The 14,254-nt window shown below is 58.7% G+C and carries 11 protein-coding genes and 2 riboswitches; of the genes, 8 read left to right on the top strand and 3 right to left on the bottom strand.

The features are described from left to right. Nucleotides 1-15: 15 nt before the first annotated feature. Both pqqA and exaC read right to left on the bottom strand, forming a co-directional pair. Entirely contained in the window at nucleotides 16-87 is a 72-nt protein-coding gene (pqqA, locus tag M8010_RS05010) for a pyrroloquinoline quinone precursor peptide PqqA (protein ID WP_007153157.1), read from the bottom strand. Nucleotides 88-421: 334 nt separating this feature from the next. Then, a complete protein-coding gene (gene exaC, locus M8010_RS05005; RefSeq protein ID WP_250089353.1) occupies nucleotides 422-1,942 on the bottom strand; it encodes an acetaldehyde dehydrogenase ExaC in 1,521 nt (506 codons plus the stop codon). 377 nt (nucleotides 1,943-2,319) lie between these two features. After that, a riboswitch (guanidine-I (ykkC/yxkD leader) is annotated at nucleotides 2,320-2,434 on the top strand. Nucleotides 2,435-2,492: 58 nt separating this feature from the next. Between exaC and M8010_RS05000 the strand changes: the two genes are divergently transcribed. From M8010_RS05000 to M8010_RS04980, 5 genes are all read left to right on the top strand, one after another. Continuing rightward, entirely contained in the window at nucleotides 2,493-3,227 is a 735-nt protein-coding gene (locus tag M8010_RS05000) for an urea amidolyase associated protein UAAP1 (protein ID WP_250089352.1), read from the top strand. A gap of 12 nt (nucleotides 3,228-3,239) precedes the next feature. Next, complete coding sequence (locus M8010_RS04995; protein ID WP_250089351.1) at nucleotides 3,240-3,878, top strand: urea amidolyase associated protein UAAP2; 639 nt, start codon at nucleotides 3,240-3,242, stop codon at nucleotides 3,876-3,878. Then, complete coding sequence (gene uca, locus M8010_RS04990; RefSeq protein ID WP_250089350.1) at nucleotides 3,869-7,504, top strand: urea carboxylase; 3,636 nt, start codon at nucleotides 3,869-3,871, stop codon at nucleotides 7,502-7,504. The genes M8010_RS04995 and uca overlap by 10 nt, the downstream gene beginning before the upstream one ends. Nucleotides 7,505-7,574: 70 nt before the next feature. Beyond that, nucleotides 7,575-8,642: a putative urea ABC transporter substrate-binding protein gene (locus M8010_RS04985; RefSeq protein WP_250089349.1), complete on the top strand. Its 1,068-nt coding sequence runs from the start codon at nucleotides 7,575-7,577 to the stop codon at nucleotides 8,640-8,642. Nucleotides 8,643-8,862: 220 nt separating this feature from the next. Continuing rightward, nucleotides 8,863-9,474 carry a TetR family transcriptional regulator gene (locus M8010_RS04980; protein WP_250089348.1) on the top strand — a complete coding sequence of 204 codons (612 nt, stop codon included), beginning with the start codon at nucleotides 8,863-8,865 and terminating at the stop codon, nucleotides 9,472-9,474. Between the two features lie 257 nt (nucleotides 9,475-9,731). On the opposite strand, the gene glnT is transcribed toward M8010_RS04980, so the two are convergent. Then, nucleotides 9,732-11,090 carry a type III glutamate--ammonia ligase gene (gene glnT, locus M8010_RS04975; protein ID WP_250089347.1) on the bottom strand — a complete coding sequence of 453 codons (1,359 nt, stop codon included), beginning with the start codon at nucleotides 11,088-11,090 and terminating at the stop codon, nucleotides 9,732-9,734. Between the two features lie 128 nt (nucleotides 11,091-11,218). Here glnT and M8010_RS04970 point away from each other — a divergent pair, with 128 nt between their 5' ends. From M8010_RS04970 to M8010_RS04960, 3 genes are all read left to right on the top strand, one after another. Next, on the top strand, nucleotides 11,219-12,250 hold the full coding sequence (locus tag M8010_RS04970; protein WP_250089346.1) for an alpha/beta fold hydrolase: 1,032 nt from the start codon (nucleotides 11,219-11,221) through the stop codon (nucleotides 12,248-12,250). Nucleotides 12,251-12,434: 184 nt separating this feature from the next. Next, a riboswitch (guanidine-I (ykkC/yxkD leader) is annotated at nucleotides 12,435-12,548 on the top strand. Nucleotides 12,549-12,614: 66 nt separating this feature from the next. Then, a complete protein-coding gene (locus M8010_RS04965) occupies nucleotides 12,615-13,430 on the top strand; it encodes an ABC transporter permease (RefSeq protein WP_250089345.1) in 816 nt (271 codons plus the stop codon). After that, a complete protein-coding gene (locus tag M8010_RS04960; RefSeq protein ID WP_250089344.1) occupies nucleotides 13,430-14,215 on the top strand; it encodes an ABC transporter ATP-binding protein in 786 nt (261 codons plus the stop codon). The genes M8010_RS04965 and M8010_RS04960 overlap by 1 nt, the downstream gene beginning before the upstream one ends. The last annotated feature ends 39 nt before the right edge of the window (nucleotides 14,216-14,254 follow it).

Here is a 14,254-nt window from a genome sequence, read left to right as displayed (position 1 = left end):
GCTGGCCATCGGTTCTCAGCGGTTGGCGAAGTACATGGTGACTTCGAAGCCGATCCGCAGGTCTTCATAGGCTGGTTTGGTCCACATGATGCTTACCTCTTATCGTGATTGTTGTGGCATTACAGGGTCCGGTAACCGGCTTTCCGGTAACTCACTGTCAATCCTACCCAGTCTCCGGATGGGCAAATATGGTACTTTGGGACTGATTTTCGATGGATCCAAGGCACGAAACTCATCCTTTCGGACCATCTCCGTGAACGCGGCGGTAGCAACAAAAAAGGCCCCGGGAAGGGCCTGAAAATGGCAGGAAAACCCACGTACCCCGGCCAGTCACCGGGGAAGAAAGTGCACATCCATGTGCTGACTCGCCACCGGGCCAGTGTGGACAGACCCGGGCACAACAGTTATTGCATTACCAGGCTCAGAAGAAGCCCAGCGGGTTGATGTCGTAGCTGACCAGCAGGTTCTTGGTCTGCTGATAATGGTCCAGCGCCATCTTGTGGTTTTCGCGACCAACGCCGGACTTCTTGTAACCACCAAAGGCGGCGTGAGCCGGGTATTGATGATAGCAGTTGGTCCATACGCGGCCCGCCTGAATGGCACGGCCCATGCGATAGGCACGGTTGATGTCGCGGGTCCACAAGCCAGCACCCAGGCCAAACTCGGTGTCGTTGGCAATCGCCAGGGCTTCTTCCTCGTCCTTGAAAGTGGTTACACCCACCACCGGACCGAAGATTTCTTCCTGGAATACCCGCATGTCGTTCCTGCCTTTCAGCAGCGTGGGCTGGACATAGAAGCCATTTTTGTACTGGCCTTCCATTTCCTCGACGCCACCACCGGTCAGCACTTCCGCGCCTTCCTGTTTGCCGATTTCAAGGTAGGACATGATCTTGTCGAACTGCTCCTTGGACGCCTGCGCACCTACCTGTACGTCGGTGTCCAGCGGGTTGCCACGCTTGATCGACTTGGTGCGTTCGATGACTTTGGCCATGAACTCGTCGTACATATCCTCTTGCACCAGGGCACGGGACGGACAGGTACAGACTTCGCCCTGGTTGAAGAACGCCAGAACCAGACCTTCCACACATTTGTCGACGAATTCCGGCTCGGCCTGCATCACATCGGAGAAATAGATGTTGGGGGACTTGCCACCCAATTCCACAGTGGACGGGATGATGTTTTCAGCCGCGCACTTGAGAATGTGGGCACCGACAGGAGTTGAGCCAGTAAACGCGATCTTGGCGATGCGTTTGCTGGAAGCCAGGGCCTGGCCCGCCTCGATACCGTAACCGTTGACGATGTTGATCACGCCCGGTGGTAACAGGTCACCGATCAGGTCCATCAGGATCAGGATGCTGGCCGGCGTCTGCTCGGCCGGTTTCATCACCGTACAGTTACCCGCCGCCAGGCACGGAGCCAGCTTCCAGACCGCCATCAGCAGCGGGAAGTTCCAGGGAATGATCTGGCCCACAACGCCCAGCGGCTCATGGTAGTGATAAGCCACGGTGTTGTTGTCGATGGCGCTGGAAGTGTCTTCCTGGGCGCGGATACAACCGGCAAAGTAACGGAAGTGATCTACCGCCAGGGGCAGGTCGGCGTTAACGGTTTCGCGAACGGCTTTACCGTTGTCCCAGGTTTCCGCCACAGCCAGCATTTCGATGTTCTGCTCGATGCGGTCAGCAATTTTAAGCAGGATATTGGAACGCTCGGTGGTCGAGGTCTTGCCCCAGGCTGGCGCAGCCTTGTGGGCAGCGTCCAGGGCAAGATCAACATCTTCGGCCTGGGAGCGGGGGATTTCACAGATCACATCGCCGGTCACGGGGGTGATGTTTTCAAAGTACTGGCCTTTGACAGGGGCCACCCACTCGCCGCCAATGTAGTTTTCATAACGTGATTTGAAGGAGACGACTGAGCCTTCCTCACCGGGATTCTTGTAGATCATGGTCTCGACCTCTTGTTGTGTTTGTCGAAGGGCAACGCGGCCTTTCGCGTTTACCCAATCAATGTAGACCCCGGCACGGGATAGTTGAATGATTCGATAGAGGTGAAAAACTCCTCCCTTGGTAGTAGATGGCCTAAGGACCGCGGCAGTAGCGGGCTGCGTGTCCAGGGCCGGTGTTAAATAAAATTTGCACCGCCAGAGCCCCACCTACGCACCAATGCGGTGCGCACGCCCCGTCAGAAAGCAGCATTCCTCGAACGACAGAAATAAAACCAAGGGAGAACAGCCGGTTAGCTAGTTGGCATGGACTCTGCAACTTACAGATTACGCAGCGAGAAGTCGGTTACTGAAACCAACATCAACGCGCAACAATCTGACAAATAGCCAACTAGGGTTCCGGCCTGACAACCACCATGAGGGTGAAACAGGTGACTGGTCCGAGAGTTGACGACCTTTTCCAAGGTTACACGGCGGGACAAAAGCCCGGGAGGATCGTTCAGTGACTGACGTCTCTCGTTTTTTTTGATACCCGAACCAGAAGGAAAAGGCGATGCTCGACTCCAGCACTACCGCAGCCCCCCTTTACGACGATCTGATTCCCGGCGGATCCCACTGGTCTTTCATCATGCGTCGCGGCCACGTGCTGCGCCTGATTGACGAAACCGGTGGTGCCAACGTCGGCATGTTGATGTACAACCCCGAAAATACCCTCGAGCGGTACAACATGCCGGACACCCTGAAAAACCAGCACACCTTCAAACTCACCAAAGGTCATGTTCTGCTCTCCGATATGGGCCGCGTATTCGCGTCCATTATTCGCGACGACCTGGGCTGGCATGACACCGTCAGCGGCACCTGCAATGCCGAGTTGGTGGAACAGCGCTGGGGCAAAAAGACCTACCAGCAGGCCCACAATCACTATCATCGCAATGGCCTGACCAGCTTTCTGAACGAAATCGCCAAGTACGGGCTGGGCAAAAAGGACCTCACCGCAAACCTGAACTGGTTCAGCAAGGTAAAAACCGACGACGACGGCAATATGACTCTTGTCAGCGATGCCTCCCATGCCGGTGCCACCGTGGACCTGCGATTCGAGATGGACACCATCGTGGTGCTGCATACCTGCCCGCACCCACTGGACACCGCCAGCGAATACCCGAGCCACCCTGTGCGTTATCAGCTCTTCAAGGCAGCTCCGGTCACCGATGCCGACCCTTGCAAGACCTCGTCACCGGAGGCCACCCGCGCCTTCGCCAATAACGCCCTGTACCACCTGTTCCAGTAACGGAGGCCGGAAATGATTAAACAAAGTGCACTGACACCCGACAACGCCGCCTTTCGTGAAACCGTGCCGGCGGGCGAGTATTTCCTCAAAGTGGTGAAGGCCGGCGAGACCGTCCGCATTCTCGACCTGGAGGGCAACCAGGCCGCCGACACCCTGTTCTATAACGCCCACAACCCCACCGAGCGTTACAGCGCCGTGGACACCATCCGCGAGCAGGGCAATGTGTATCTGACCGCCGGCTCTAAGCTGATGTCTTCGGAAAACAACGTGATGCTGGAGATTACCGCCGACACCTGCGGCCGCCACGACACCCTGGGCGGCGCCTGCGCGGCAGAGAGCAACACCACCCGTTATGCCCTGGAGAAAAAGTGCATGCACGCCTGCCGCGACAGCTGGCTGGTGGCCGTTACCGAGCACGAAGAGCTGGGAATGACCAAGCGGGACATCACCCACAACATCAACTTCTTCATGAACGTACCGGTGACCGCCGACGGGGGCCTGACCTTTGAAGACGGCATTTCCGACGCTGGCAAGTACGTGGAACTGAAAGCGGCAATGGACGTGCTGGTAATGATTTCCAACTGCCCGCAGCTGAACAACCCCTGCAACGGCTGGAACCCGACACCGATCGAGGTGCTGGTATGGAGCTGAACGGCGCCCTCAATAACCCCGACAAAGTTCTGATTGCCAACCGCGGCGCCATCGCCTGCCGGGTGATCCGTACCCTGCGGGCCATGGGCATTACCTCGGTGGTGGTCTATAACGAAGCGGACGCAGATTCCCTGCATGTGCGCCAAGCGGACGAGGCGTATTCGCTGGGCGAAGGTTCGGCGGCCGCGACCTATCTGGAACAGGACAAGTTGTTCGAGGTGATCCGCAAGAGTGGTGCCGGTGCGATCCATCCCGGCTATGGTTTTCTCAGTGAGAATGCCGACTTTGCCCGTCGTTGCGACGCTGAGGGTGTTGTATTCCTTGGCCCAACGCCGGAACAGATGGAGCAATTCGGTCTCAAGCACACCGCCCGGGCCCTGGCCGAGGAAGCTGGCGTGCCGCTGTTACCCGGTACTGGCCTGCTGACCGACCTGGACGAAGCCCTGAAAGCCGCCGACACCATCGGCTACCCGGTGATGCTGAAAAGCACCGCCGGTGGCGGCGGCATTGGCATGTCCCGCTGTTACAGCGCCGGGGATCTGAGCAAAAGCTTCGAATCGGTCCAGCGCCTGAGCCAGAACAACTTCAGCAACAGCGGCGTGTTCCTGGAAAAATTCGTGGAGCATGCCCGCCACATCGAAGTGCAGCTGTTTGGCGACGGTGCCGGTCAGGTTCTGGCCCTGGGTGAGCGTGACTGCTCCGCCCAGCGCCGCAACCAGAAGGTGATCGAGGAAGCACCGGCGCCGGGGCTGACCGACGATGTCCGCACCCGCATGCACGCCACTGCTCGCCAGCTTGGGGAAAGCATTGACTACCGCAGTGCCGGTACCGTGGAGTTCATCTACGACCCGGACACTACTGAATTCTACTTCCTGGAAGTGAACACCCGCTTACAGGTAGAGCACGGCGTGACCGAGCAGGTATACAGCGTCGACCTGGTGCGCTGGATGGTGGAACTGGGCGCCGGCACCCTGGCGGATCTGGCAGAGCTGGAAGGCAAGCTCAGGCCTTCCGGCCACGCCATTCAGGCCCGGATCTATGCCGAAGATCCCAACAAGGATTTCCAACCCGGCGCCGGGTTGCTAACCAACGTGGCCTGGCCGGATGACGACGACCTGCGCATAGACACCTGGATTCAGCCGGGGACTGAAGTCTCGCCCCTTTTCGATCCCATGCTGGCCAAGGTGATTGTGCACGAGCCGGATCGGGAAACGGCTCGCCAGCGCTTGATCAGTGCCCTGGACGACAGCCAGCTCTACGGCATCGAAACGAATCTGAAATACGTCCGCCAGGTTCTGGATGACCCGCGCTTTGTAGAAAGTCGGCTGTTCACCCGCACCCTGAACGAATTTGATTACCGACCCGCGACCGTAGACGTCCTCAGCGGTGGCACCCTGACCACGATTCAGGACTACCCGGGCCGCATCGGTTACTGGGAAATCGGTGTGCCCCCCTCCGGTCCGTTCGACAGTTATTCCTTCCGCCTGGGGAATCGCTTGCTGGGCAATCCGGAGGGTGCGCCCGGGCTGGAAATTACCCTCAAAGGACCGGTGCTCAGTTTCAACCGGGCCACCCAGATTGTCCTGACTGGCGCCAGCCTGGACGCCACCCTGAATGACGAGCCAGTGGCCTTCTGGCAGGTGATTGACGTACCCGCCGGCGCGATTCTGAAGCTGGGTGCCACCACCGAAGGCGGCGCCCGTGCCCATGTACTGTTCCGGGGCGGCCTTGATTGCCCGCAATACCTGACGTCCTGCTCCACATTCACGCTTGGGCAGTTTGGTGGCCACTGTGGACGGGCCCTGCGGGCCGGCGATGTGCTGGCCTTGAATGACGCCAGGCCCGTCACTGCCACCAGACTGCCCAACGAGCTGAAACCATCGATCCGCAAGTCCTGGAAACTGCATGTGACCTACGGCCCCCATGGAGCGCCCGACTACTTCACCGGCCAGGACATCGACACCTTCTTTGCCAGTGAATGGGAAATCCACTACAACTCCAGCCGCACCGGCGTTCGCCTGATTGGCCCGAAACCGGAATGGGCCCGCAGCGATGGCGGCGAGGCCGGCATGCACCCCTCCAACATCCACGACAATGCCTACGCGGTAGGCACTGTAGATTTCACCGGCGATATGCCGGTGATTCTCGGCCCCGACGGCCCGAGCCTGGGTGGCTTCGTGTGCCCGGTGACGGTGATCAGCGCCGACCTCTGGAAACTGGGTCAGCTCAAGGCCGGCGACAAGGTGCAATTCGTAGCGGTCTGTCAGAACCAGGCCGTTGCGCTGCGGGAAGCCCTGGACGAATCCGTGGCCACGCTGACCGCCGCCACCGCCCATATCACCCCCATCAAACCGGAAACCCCGATTCTCGATGCGTTGAGCACCGACGACCATGAAACCGGTGTGGTTTATCGGGCCGCCGGCGACAACTACGTGCTGGTGGAATACGGCCCCATGGAACTGGATATCCGCCTGCGCTTCCGGGCCCATGCGCTGATGCTGTGGTTACGGGAGCAGAACCACCACGCCATCCTGGAACTGACACCGGGCATCCGCTCCCTGCAGGTGCACTACGACAGCCAGAAGCTGAACCAGCGCACGCTGCTGAATCTGCTAATCAGCGCCGAAAAGGAACTGGAAAAACAGCCGGAATGGGACGTCCCCGCGCGCATCGTGCACCTGCCCCTGTCCTGGGACGACGAGGCCTGCCAGACCGCCATTGCCAAGTACATGCAGTCGGTGCGTAAAGATGCGCCCTGGTGTCCGAGCAACCTGGAGTTTATCCGCCGTATTAACGGGCTGGGCAGCATCGATGAAGTGAAAAAGACTGTGTTCGAAGCGAGCTACCTGGTGATGGGCCTGGGGGATGTCTACCTGGGCGCACCAGTTGCCACGCCGCTGGACCCGCGCCATCGCCTGGTCACCACCAAATACAACCCGGCCCGCACCTGGACGGCGGAAAACTCCGTGGGCATCGGCGGCGCCTACCTGTGCATCTACGGCATGGAAGGCCCCGGTGGCTACCAGTTTGTCGGCCGCACCCTGCAGATGTGGAACCGTTACCGCACCACCGACTATTTCGAGCCCGGCAAACCCTGGCTGCTGAGGTTCTTCGACCAGGTGCGTTTCTACGAGGTCAGCGCCGAAGAGTTACAACAGATCCGCCGGGACTTCCCCAACGGCGACTACCCGATCCGTATCGAGGAAACCCGCTTCAACCTCAAGGACTACGAGCAGTTTCTGGCGGATAACGATGACGAGATCCAGACCTTCACCGGCAAGCGCAAACAGGCCTTCGACGAAGAACTGCAGCGCTGGATCGAATCCGGCCAGATCAATTTCAGCTCCGAAGCGCCCATGGAAGACACCGGTGAGGATGACATCACCAACCTGCCCGCCGGCCAGCACGCTGTGGAAAGCCATGTGGCCGGCAATCTGTGGGAATGCCTGGTCAGCCCCGGCGACACCATCGAGGCGCAGCGACCGGTGGCGGTGATTGAGTCCATGAAGATGGAGATCGAATTGTTGAGCCCGGTCTCCGGTCGCGTGGTAGACGTGCGCCGCGAAGCGGGTCAGGCGGTATCACCCGGCACGCCGGTGGTGATCGTCGAAGAGAATAACGAGTAGTGCCAACAACCATCACAACCTGAAAAAAGACCAAACCTGTAAACACGGGCAAGGCCCGAGGAGAGACACCATGAAAACATCTGACTTGAGCAAACGCCTGGCGGCCGGGCTGTTAACGGCCTCCATTTCCATGGGCGCCCTCGCCGAGGAAAAGGATTCCTTCAGCATCGCCTGGACCATCTACGCGGGCTGGGTTCCCTGGCAGTACGCCGAAGACTACGGAATCATGAAGAAGTGGGCCGACAAGTACGATATCGAAGTCGATATCGTGCAGGTGAACGACTACATCGAATCCATCAACCAGTACACCGCCGGTCAGTTCGATGGCGTGGTAGCTACCAGCATGGATGGCTTGTCGATTCCCGCCGCGTCCGGCCTGGACACCACGGCGCTGATTGTCGGCGACTACTCCAACGCCAACGACGGCCTGGTGTCCAAGGACGCGACATCCATTGAGGAACTGGAAGGCGAGACCGTGCATCTGGTGGAGCTGTCGGTGTCCCATTATCTGCTGGCCCGGGCGTTGGAAAGTGTCGGCTTGTCCGAGCAGGATCTGGATGTAATGAATATCTCCGACGCGGATCTGATCGCCGCCTTCCAGACCGACGATGTGCGCCATGTGGCCACCTGGAACCCGCTGCTGACCGAAGTCGCCAATTATCCGGGCGCAACGCCGCTGTTCGATTCCAGCCAGATTCCGGGCCACATCAAGGATCTGACGCTGGTAAACACCGAAACGCTGGAAGACAACCCGAAACTGGGCAAGGCTCTTGTTGGTGCCTGGTATGAAACCATGAGCATTCTCGCGTCCGACTCTGAAGAGGGCGACGAGGCTCGCGCATTTCTCGGTGAAATCTCCGGTACTGACCAGGCCGGTTATGAAGCGCAGCTGGCTGGCATGAAGATGTTCTGGAAGCCGGAAAATTCGGTGGAGTTTATCCGCAGCGACGAGGCCCGGGAGGCCATGGACAGCGTTCGTCAGTTCTCCTTCGACAAGGGCCTGCTGGGCCAGGGTGCCATGAGTCCGGATTTTGTGGGCATTGAGTTCCCGGATGGTTCCATCATGGGCGACTCAAGCAATGTGAAGCTGCGGTTTAACGACAGCTTTATGCAGATGGCGGCTGACGACGAGATCTGATGATCTCTTTGCTTGCCTGATTAGTTACCGAAGGGCACGATACTCGTGCCCTTTTTTGTTGGCTTTGGAGTAGGTTGGTGTGGGGAGGCCTTTCCAAAACACGCTCCTTCGGCACATCCATGTGACGCTTGGACTCCGCCATCCATGGCTCCGTACAGTTTTGGAAAGGCCTCCCCACACCAACCCCGAGCCGCACAGTTAACTGGAGACTAAAAGATTCATGCGTCGTACCAAGGAAGATGCTGAGAAAACCCGCCAGATGGTTCTCGAAGCCGCGTTAACATTGTTCAGTCGGGATGGCTATTCCCTCACTACCCTGAGCCGTATTGCCAAAGAAGCGGGTTGCAGCCGTGGGCCGATTTACTGGCATTTCCAGAACAAGGACGATTTATACGAAGCGGTGCTCGCCTATTCCCAGGAACCCCTCGAAGTGCTGGTTGCCGAGTGCGACGCTATGCGTGAGACGCCGGTTGAGGCGATGGACCGGTTTATTGAGCAGTGGCTGGGGCTGCTGGCCAATAACAGGCAATACCGGCAGTCGTTCGAGATTCTGTTGAACAAGACCGAGCTAACGGATGCCATGAGCCGCACGCTCAAACGGGAGCGGGCGCTAACGAAGTCTATTATCGGGTTGTTCCGGGATCTGGTGGGGCAGGCGGTAGAGCATGGTTCAATCACCACGGAAGAAGCCCCCAAAGACCTGGGTCTGTTGAGCTATACCTATCTCATGGGCATTACTCAGACGTGGTTGTTTGCGCCCAAACTGTTTTCGCTGAAGCGGGAAGCGCCCTTTTTCCAGAGACAGTTCTGGGCATTGCTCGGAAAGAAATAGCGAAGAACAATGCCCGTCACAGTTGTAGGCAACTCCGCATTAGCGCTGGCGGGTGGGAGCCCTTTCAGGGGATGTCGAAAACATGGGTGAGGCCGAGCGTTTATGAAGCGAAGCTTCATGCGACAGACGAACGGCAGCAATCTGTGATTGCTGACTGGACCTGCTTGCAGGTTTTCGTCAAGCGTACACGGACGTATTAACAGCGTGCCCCTGAGGACAGCCCCACCCGACAGCGCGGTTAGAGCCAAACTCCGACGTTAGAACATCTTCAGATACCGCTCCACTTCCCATTCAGACACGTGGTTCTGGTAGCTCTCCCACTCTCCTTTCTTGTAATCGATAAAGCTGTTGAACATGGCCTCACCGAACACCTCTTTGGCCAGCGGGTCAGCCTCGAAAGCTTCCACCGCCTCGCCCAGGTTACGAGGCAGGTACTCGATGCCCCGTTCGGCGATCTCTGCGTCGCTGTAGTTGTACATGTTCTCGTGATGCGGCTCGCCGGCATCCAGACCCTCGCGAATGCCTTCCAGGCCGGCAGCCAGGATCAGTGCACTGCCCAGATAGGGATTGCATGCAATATCCGCCGCGCGGCATTCAATGCGACCGCCCATGCTGGGAATGCGGATCATGTTGGTGCGGTTGTTGGAGCCATAGCACATGAACACCGGCGCCCAGGTGGAACCGGACATGCTGCCCTGGCGCACCAGACGCTTGTAGCTGTTCACCGTGGGAGCGATCACCGCACTGATGGCAGCGCCGTGTTTCAGCACGCCAGCGGTGAAGTGATAGGCAATCTTGCTGATGCCGCAGTTATGCAGGTCATCGCCGTTGGGCTCAAACAGGTTCTTGCCGGTTTTAATGTCTGCCAGGGACATATTGTAGTGCGCGCCACTGCCGGTGCGGTCAGCAAAGGGTTTGGGCATGAAGCTGGCGAAGGCACCGTGCTTGCGGGCGATCTCATTGGCCATCATGCGGAAGAACACCAGGCGGTCTGCCATGGTAAGGCCATCGGCGTATTTGAAGTCGGTTTCAAACTGGCCGTTGGCATCTTCGTGGTCAAAGGAATAAACATCCCAGCCCAGCTCGTTCATGGCGTCTACCAGCTCGTCCACAATCGGCAAATTGTCCATCAGCGTGCGGGGGTCGTAGCAGGGTTTACCCAGAGTATCGCGGTCACTCAGCGGGGCGAAGCCACCGTCTTCGGTTTCCCTGAACAGGAAAAACTCGGTTTCGATCCCCAGGTTGAAGCGATAACCCATGTCTGCAGCGGCATCCAGCTGGCGACGGAAAATATTGCGCGAGCAGGCTTCGAACGGCGCCCCATTGAGATACAGGTTACCGGGAAACCAGGCCAGCTGCCGGTTCCATGGGCAGATAGCCAGGCCATCCGCATCCGGCATGGCAGCCACTTCGTCGTCGGAGATGTCCTGCGGCACACCGTCCAGGGCGGCGCCGGTGTAGAGCTCGGAGCCTTCCATCATCTGGCCGAGGTGAGCGACAGGGACAAATTTACCTTTGCTGATGCCGTGGATATCCACATAGCTGGCGATGGCGTACTTGACGCCGGCATCTGCAAGCTTTTGTTTCAGGGCCTGGGTGTTGGTCAGGTCAGTCATCTTGAGTCCTCTTTTCTGGCACGTTTCTTTCTAGAGCTCTGGTATTCAACATACATGCCAGTGTGTATATATAGTTGCCGGAAAGGCAGGTACATAACCTGACAGCAAACCGGCGGGAGATGCTGAAAATGACGGTACAGCAGTGGCTTGAAGATGATTTTGAGGCCGGGGACCTTACCCTTTCCAGCGGTAAAACCCTGGACTCAGCACGCCTGCACTACCACCAGGTCGGAGAACTTAACGCACCAAAAGACAACCTGATTCTGCTGCCCACGTACTATGGTGGTGCAGCAGCCGGCAACCACCCGTGGGTTGGCAGCGACAGCCCTCTCGACCCTGATAGGTACTGCATCGTTATTCCCTCCATGCTCGGCGCCGGGGAATCCTCATCGCCTTCAAATACCCCCGGGCAACAGGCCGGCCCGGATTTCCCCGCAGTCAGCCTCTACGACAATGTCATGCTGCAGAAGCGGCTGGTGGATGAGGTTTTCGGAGGTGCCAGCATCGCCCTGGTGATGGGCTGGTCCATGGGCGGTATGCAGGCATTACAGTGGGGCTGCCTGTTTCCGGATCACGTTCGGGCGGTGTTGGCCAGCTGTTGCACCGCGCGCTGCTATCCCCACAACCGGGTATTTCTGGAGGGCGTGAAAGCCGCATTGACCTGTGACGCCGATTATCAGGCCGGCCACTACCAGAAACCACCACAGCGGGGGCTCAGGGCCTTTGGTCGCGTGTACGCCGGCTGGGCCTATTCCCAGGCGTTTTTTCGCCATGAGCGTTGGCGGGAGCTGGGATTCGACTGCATCGAGGCACTGCTAACGTTCTGGGAAGAGGACCACCTGGGCCAGGACGCCAACAACCTGCTTGCCGTTCTGGATACCTGGCAGCAGGGCGATATAAGCAACAACCCGGTATTCCGGGGCGACTACGGCAAGGCCCTGGCGCAACTAACCATGCCCACACGACTCATGCCCAGCACAACAGACCTCTACTTCACCGTGGAAGATGCCTCTGAAGACGCACGGCAAATGCCCGGGGCCGGCCTTGTCGCCCTTTCCTCGGAATGGGGCCATATTGCCGGTGGCGCCGGCCGGGAGCTGCAGAGTCACCGCCGGATTCTCGAGGCCGCCCAATCGCTGCTGGCTTATGGCGGGTCATGACGGTGCACCCGAAAAGTCCCGGCACCACAACAGTGCACCCATTCGGGCCTGGCATTGGCGGTTTGCAGCGATTTCACCGGTTTCATCAATCTGGCACGCCATCTGCACTGTTCTGGGCAGACGGTTTTAACAACCCCGATCCGTTCACAACAACACCGCAAACCATGCGGAGAACACAAAGAATACAATGGGTGACTAGGGTTCCGGTTCGGAAGAATCTGCAACAGCAGACCGAATGGCTGGTCCGAGAGTTACCGACCTCTGGGAGGTTACACGGCGGGACAAAAGCCCGGGAGACTGAATCGCAAGGGACGCTGTTGCCCGCGATGGCCTTGCCGTGTTGTGTGACCAGAGGAGAGAACCTATGCGACTGATCAACCGCCATCCCGGGCGTGTTTCGGCTATCCTGCTTGGCCTGCTGCCCTTCCTGTTGATCATGCTGATCTACAGCCTTGCCTCCCAGGAGCGACTGGCTGCGAACCCCAACGACAAACTGCTACCCGGCCTGGAACAGATGACAGCGGCAGTGGACCGCATGGCCTTTCAGGAAGACCGGCGCAGCGGCGACTATCTGATGTGGCAGGACACCACCGCCAGCCTGCAACGCCTGGCGATTGGCGTTGGTATCGCCGCCTTCCTGGGCCTGATAGTGGGCATCCTCAATGGCGCCCTGCCGCTGATAAGGGCCAACCTGGCACCGCTGGTATCAGCGCTTTCCATGGTGCCACCCCTGGCCATACTGCCGATCCTGTTTATCGTATTCGGCCTGGGTGAACTCTCGAAAGTCATGCTGATTGTCATCGGGACGGCGCCCATCATGATGCGGGACGTAGCCCAGCGTGTCCGTGAGCTACCAGGCGAGCAACTGATCAAGATTCAGACCCTGGGTGCCAACTCCTGGCAGGTAATTACCCGCATGGTGCTGCCCCAGGTTCTGCCCCGTCTGATCGATGCGGTACGCCTGAGCCTGGGTCCGGCCTGGCTATTCCTGATTGCAGCGGAAGCCATTGCCTCCACCGAGGGCCTTGGCTATCGCATTTTCCTGGTGCGGCGCTATCTCGCCATGGATGTGATCCTGCCATATGTCATCTGGATCACCATTCTCGCCATTGTTATCGACCAGTGTCTGCGTTTTGCCAACCGCAGGCTGTTCCCGTGGTACAACGCAGGAGGCCACTGATGAGCTTCATTACCGTAAATAATCTCTGGAAAGAGTATGGCGACCTGGTGGTGCTGGAGAACCTGAACCTGAGCGTGAAACAGGGTGAATTTTGCACCCTGGTTGGCGCGTCAGGCTGCGGCAAGTCCACCTTCCTGAAAATGCTGCTGGGTCAGGAAACGCCGAGCCGTGGTGAGCTGCTGCTCGAAGGCGAGCCGTTTCCGGGAGAACCTGATAGAAACCGTGGGATTGTGTTCCAGCGCTATTCGGTGTTCCCGCACCTGACCGTGCGCCAGAATGTCCTGATGAGCCTGGAGCTGGAGCAGAGGCCCTGGCTTGGCAAACTGTTTGGCACTGCCCGGCGAAAAGCTTTGGAGAAAGTGGATGCGATGCTGACGTCGGTTGGCCTGGAGGCGTCCGCCACCAAGTGGCCACACGAACTCTCCGGTGGCATGCAGCAGCGCCTCGCTATAGCCCAGTCCCTGATCATGCGCCCGCGCGTGTTACTGCTGGACGAGCCCTTTGGCGCTCTGGACCCGGGGATTCGCAAAGACATGCACGATTTGCTGCTGAAGCTGTGGCAGGAAACCGGCACCACTATTTTCATGGTGACCCACGATCTGAAGGAAGGCTTCTATCTGGGTACACGGCTACTGGTCTTTGACAAGGTTCGCCGCGATCCCCACGACCCCGAAGCATTCGGCGCAACCATCACCTACGACCTGCCGATTGGCCAGGCCGACAGCAAACTGTTAGAGGACATCAACGACTCGGTTGCTCAGACAGCCCGCCATCAGGCAGCCTGAGTGGGCCCTGCGGTGTTGCAATAAAAAGGGGCTACCCGA

Origin of the sequence: Marinobacter sp. ATCH36 (genome assembly GCF_023555055.1) — a bacterium.
Lineage (GTDB): Bacteria > Pseudomonadota > Gammaproteobacteria > Pseudomonadales > Oleiphilaceae > Marinobacter.
Note: the sequence above shows the minus strand (reverse complement) of the source record. Positions and strands in the feature narration are given on the sequence as shown.

Coding starts and splice junctions, on each gene's coding strand:
- exaC (WP_250089353.1), bottom strand. CDS start 1,942: ATGATCTACAAGAATCCCGGTGAGGAAGGCTCAGTCGTCTCCTTCAAA.
- M8010_RS05000 (WP_250089352.1), top strand. CDS start 2,493: ATGCTCGACTCCAGCACTACCGCAGCCCCCCTTTACGACGATCTGATT.
- M8010_RS04995 (WP_250089351.1), top strand. CDS start 3,240: ATGATTAAACAAAGTGCACTGACACCCGACAACGCCGCCTTTCGTGAA.
- uca (WP_250089350.1), top strand. CDS start 3,869: ATGGAGCTGAACGGCGCCCTCAATAACCCCGACAAAGTTCTGATTGCC.
- M8010_RS04985 (WP_250089349.1), top strand. CDS start 7,575: ATGAAAACATCTGACTTGAGCAAACGCCTGGCGGCCGGGCTGTTAACG.
- M8010_RS04980 (WP_250089348.1), top strand. CDS start 8,863: ATGCGTCGTACCAAGGAAGATGCTGAGAAAACCCGCCAGATGGTTCTC.
- glnT (WP_250089347.1), bottom strand. CDS start 11,090: ATGACTGACCTGACCAACACCCAGGCCCTGAAACAAAAGCTTGCAGAT.
- M8010_RS04970 (WP_250089346.1), top strand. CDS start 11,219: ATGACGGTACAGCAGTGGCTTGAAGATGATTTTGAGGCCGGGGACCTT.
- M8010_RS04965 (WP_250089345.1), top strand. CDS start 12,615: ATGCGACTGATCAACCGCCATCCCGGGCGTGTTTCGGCTATCCTGCTT.
- M8010_RS04960 (WP_250089344.1), top strand. CDS start 13,430: ATGAGCTTCATTACCGTAAATAATCTCTGGAAAGAGTATGGCGACCTG.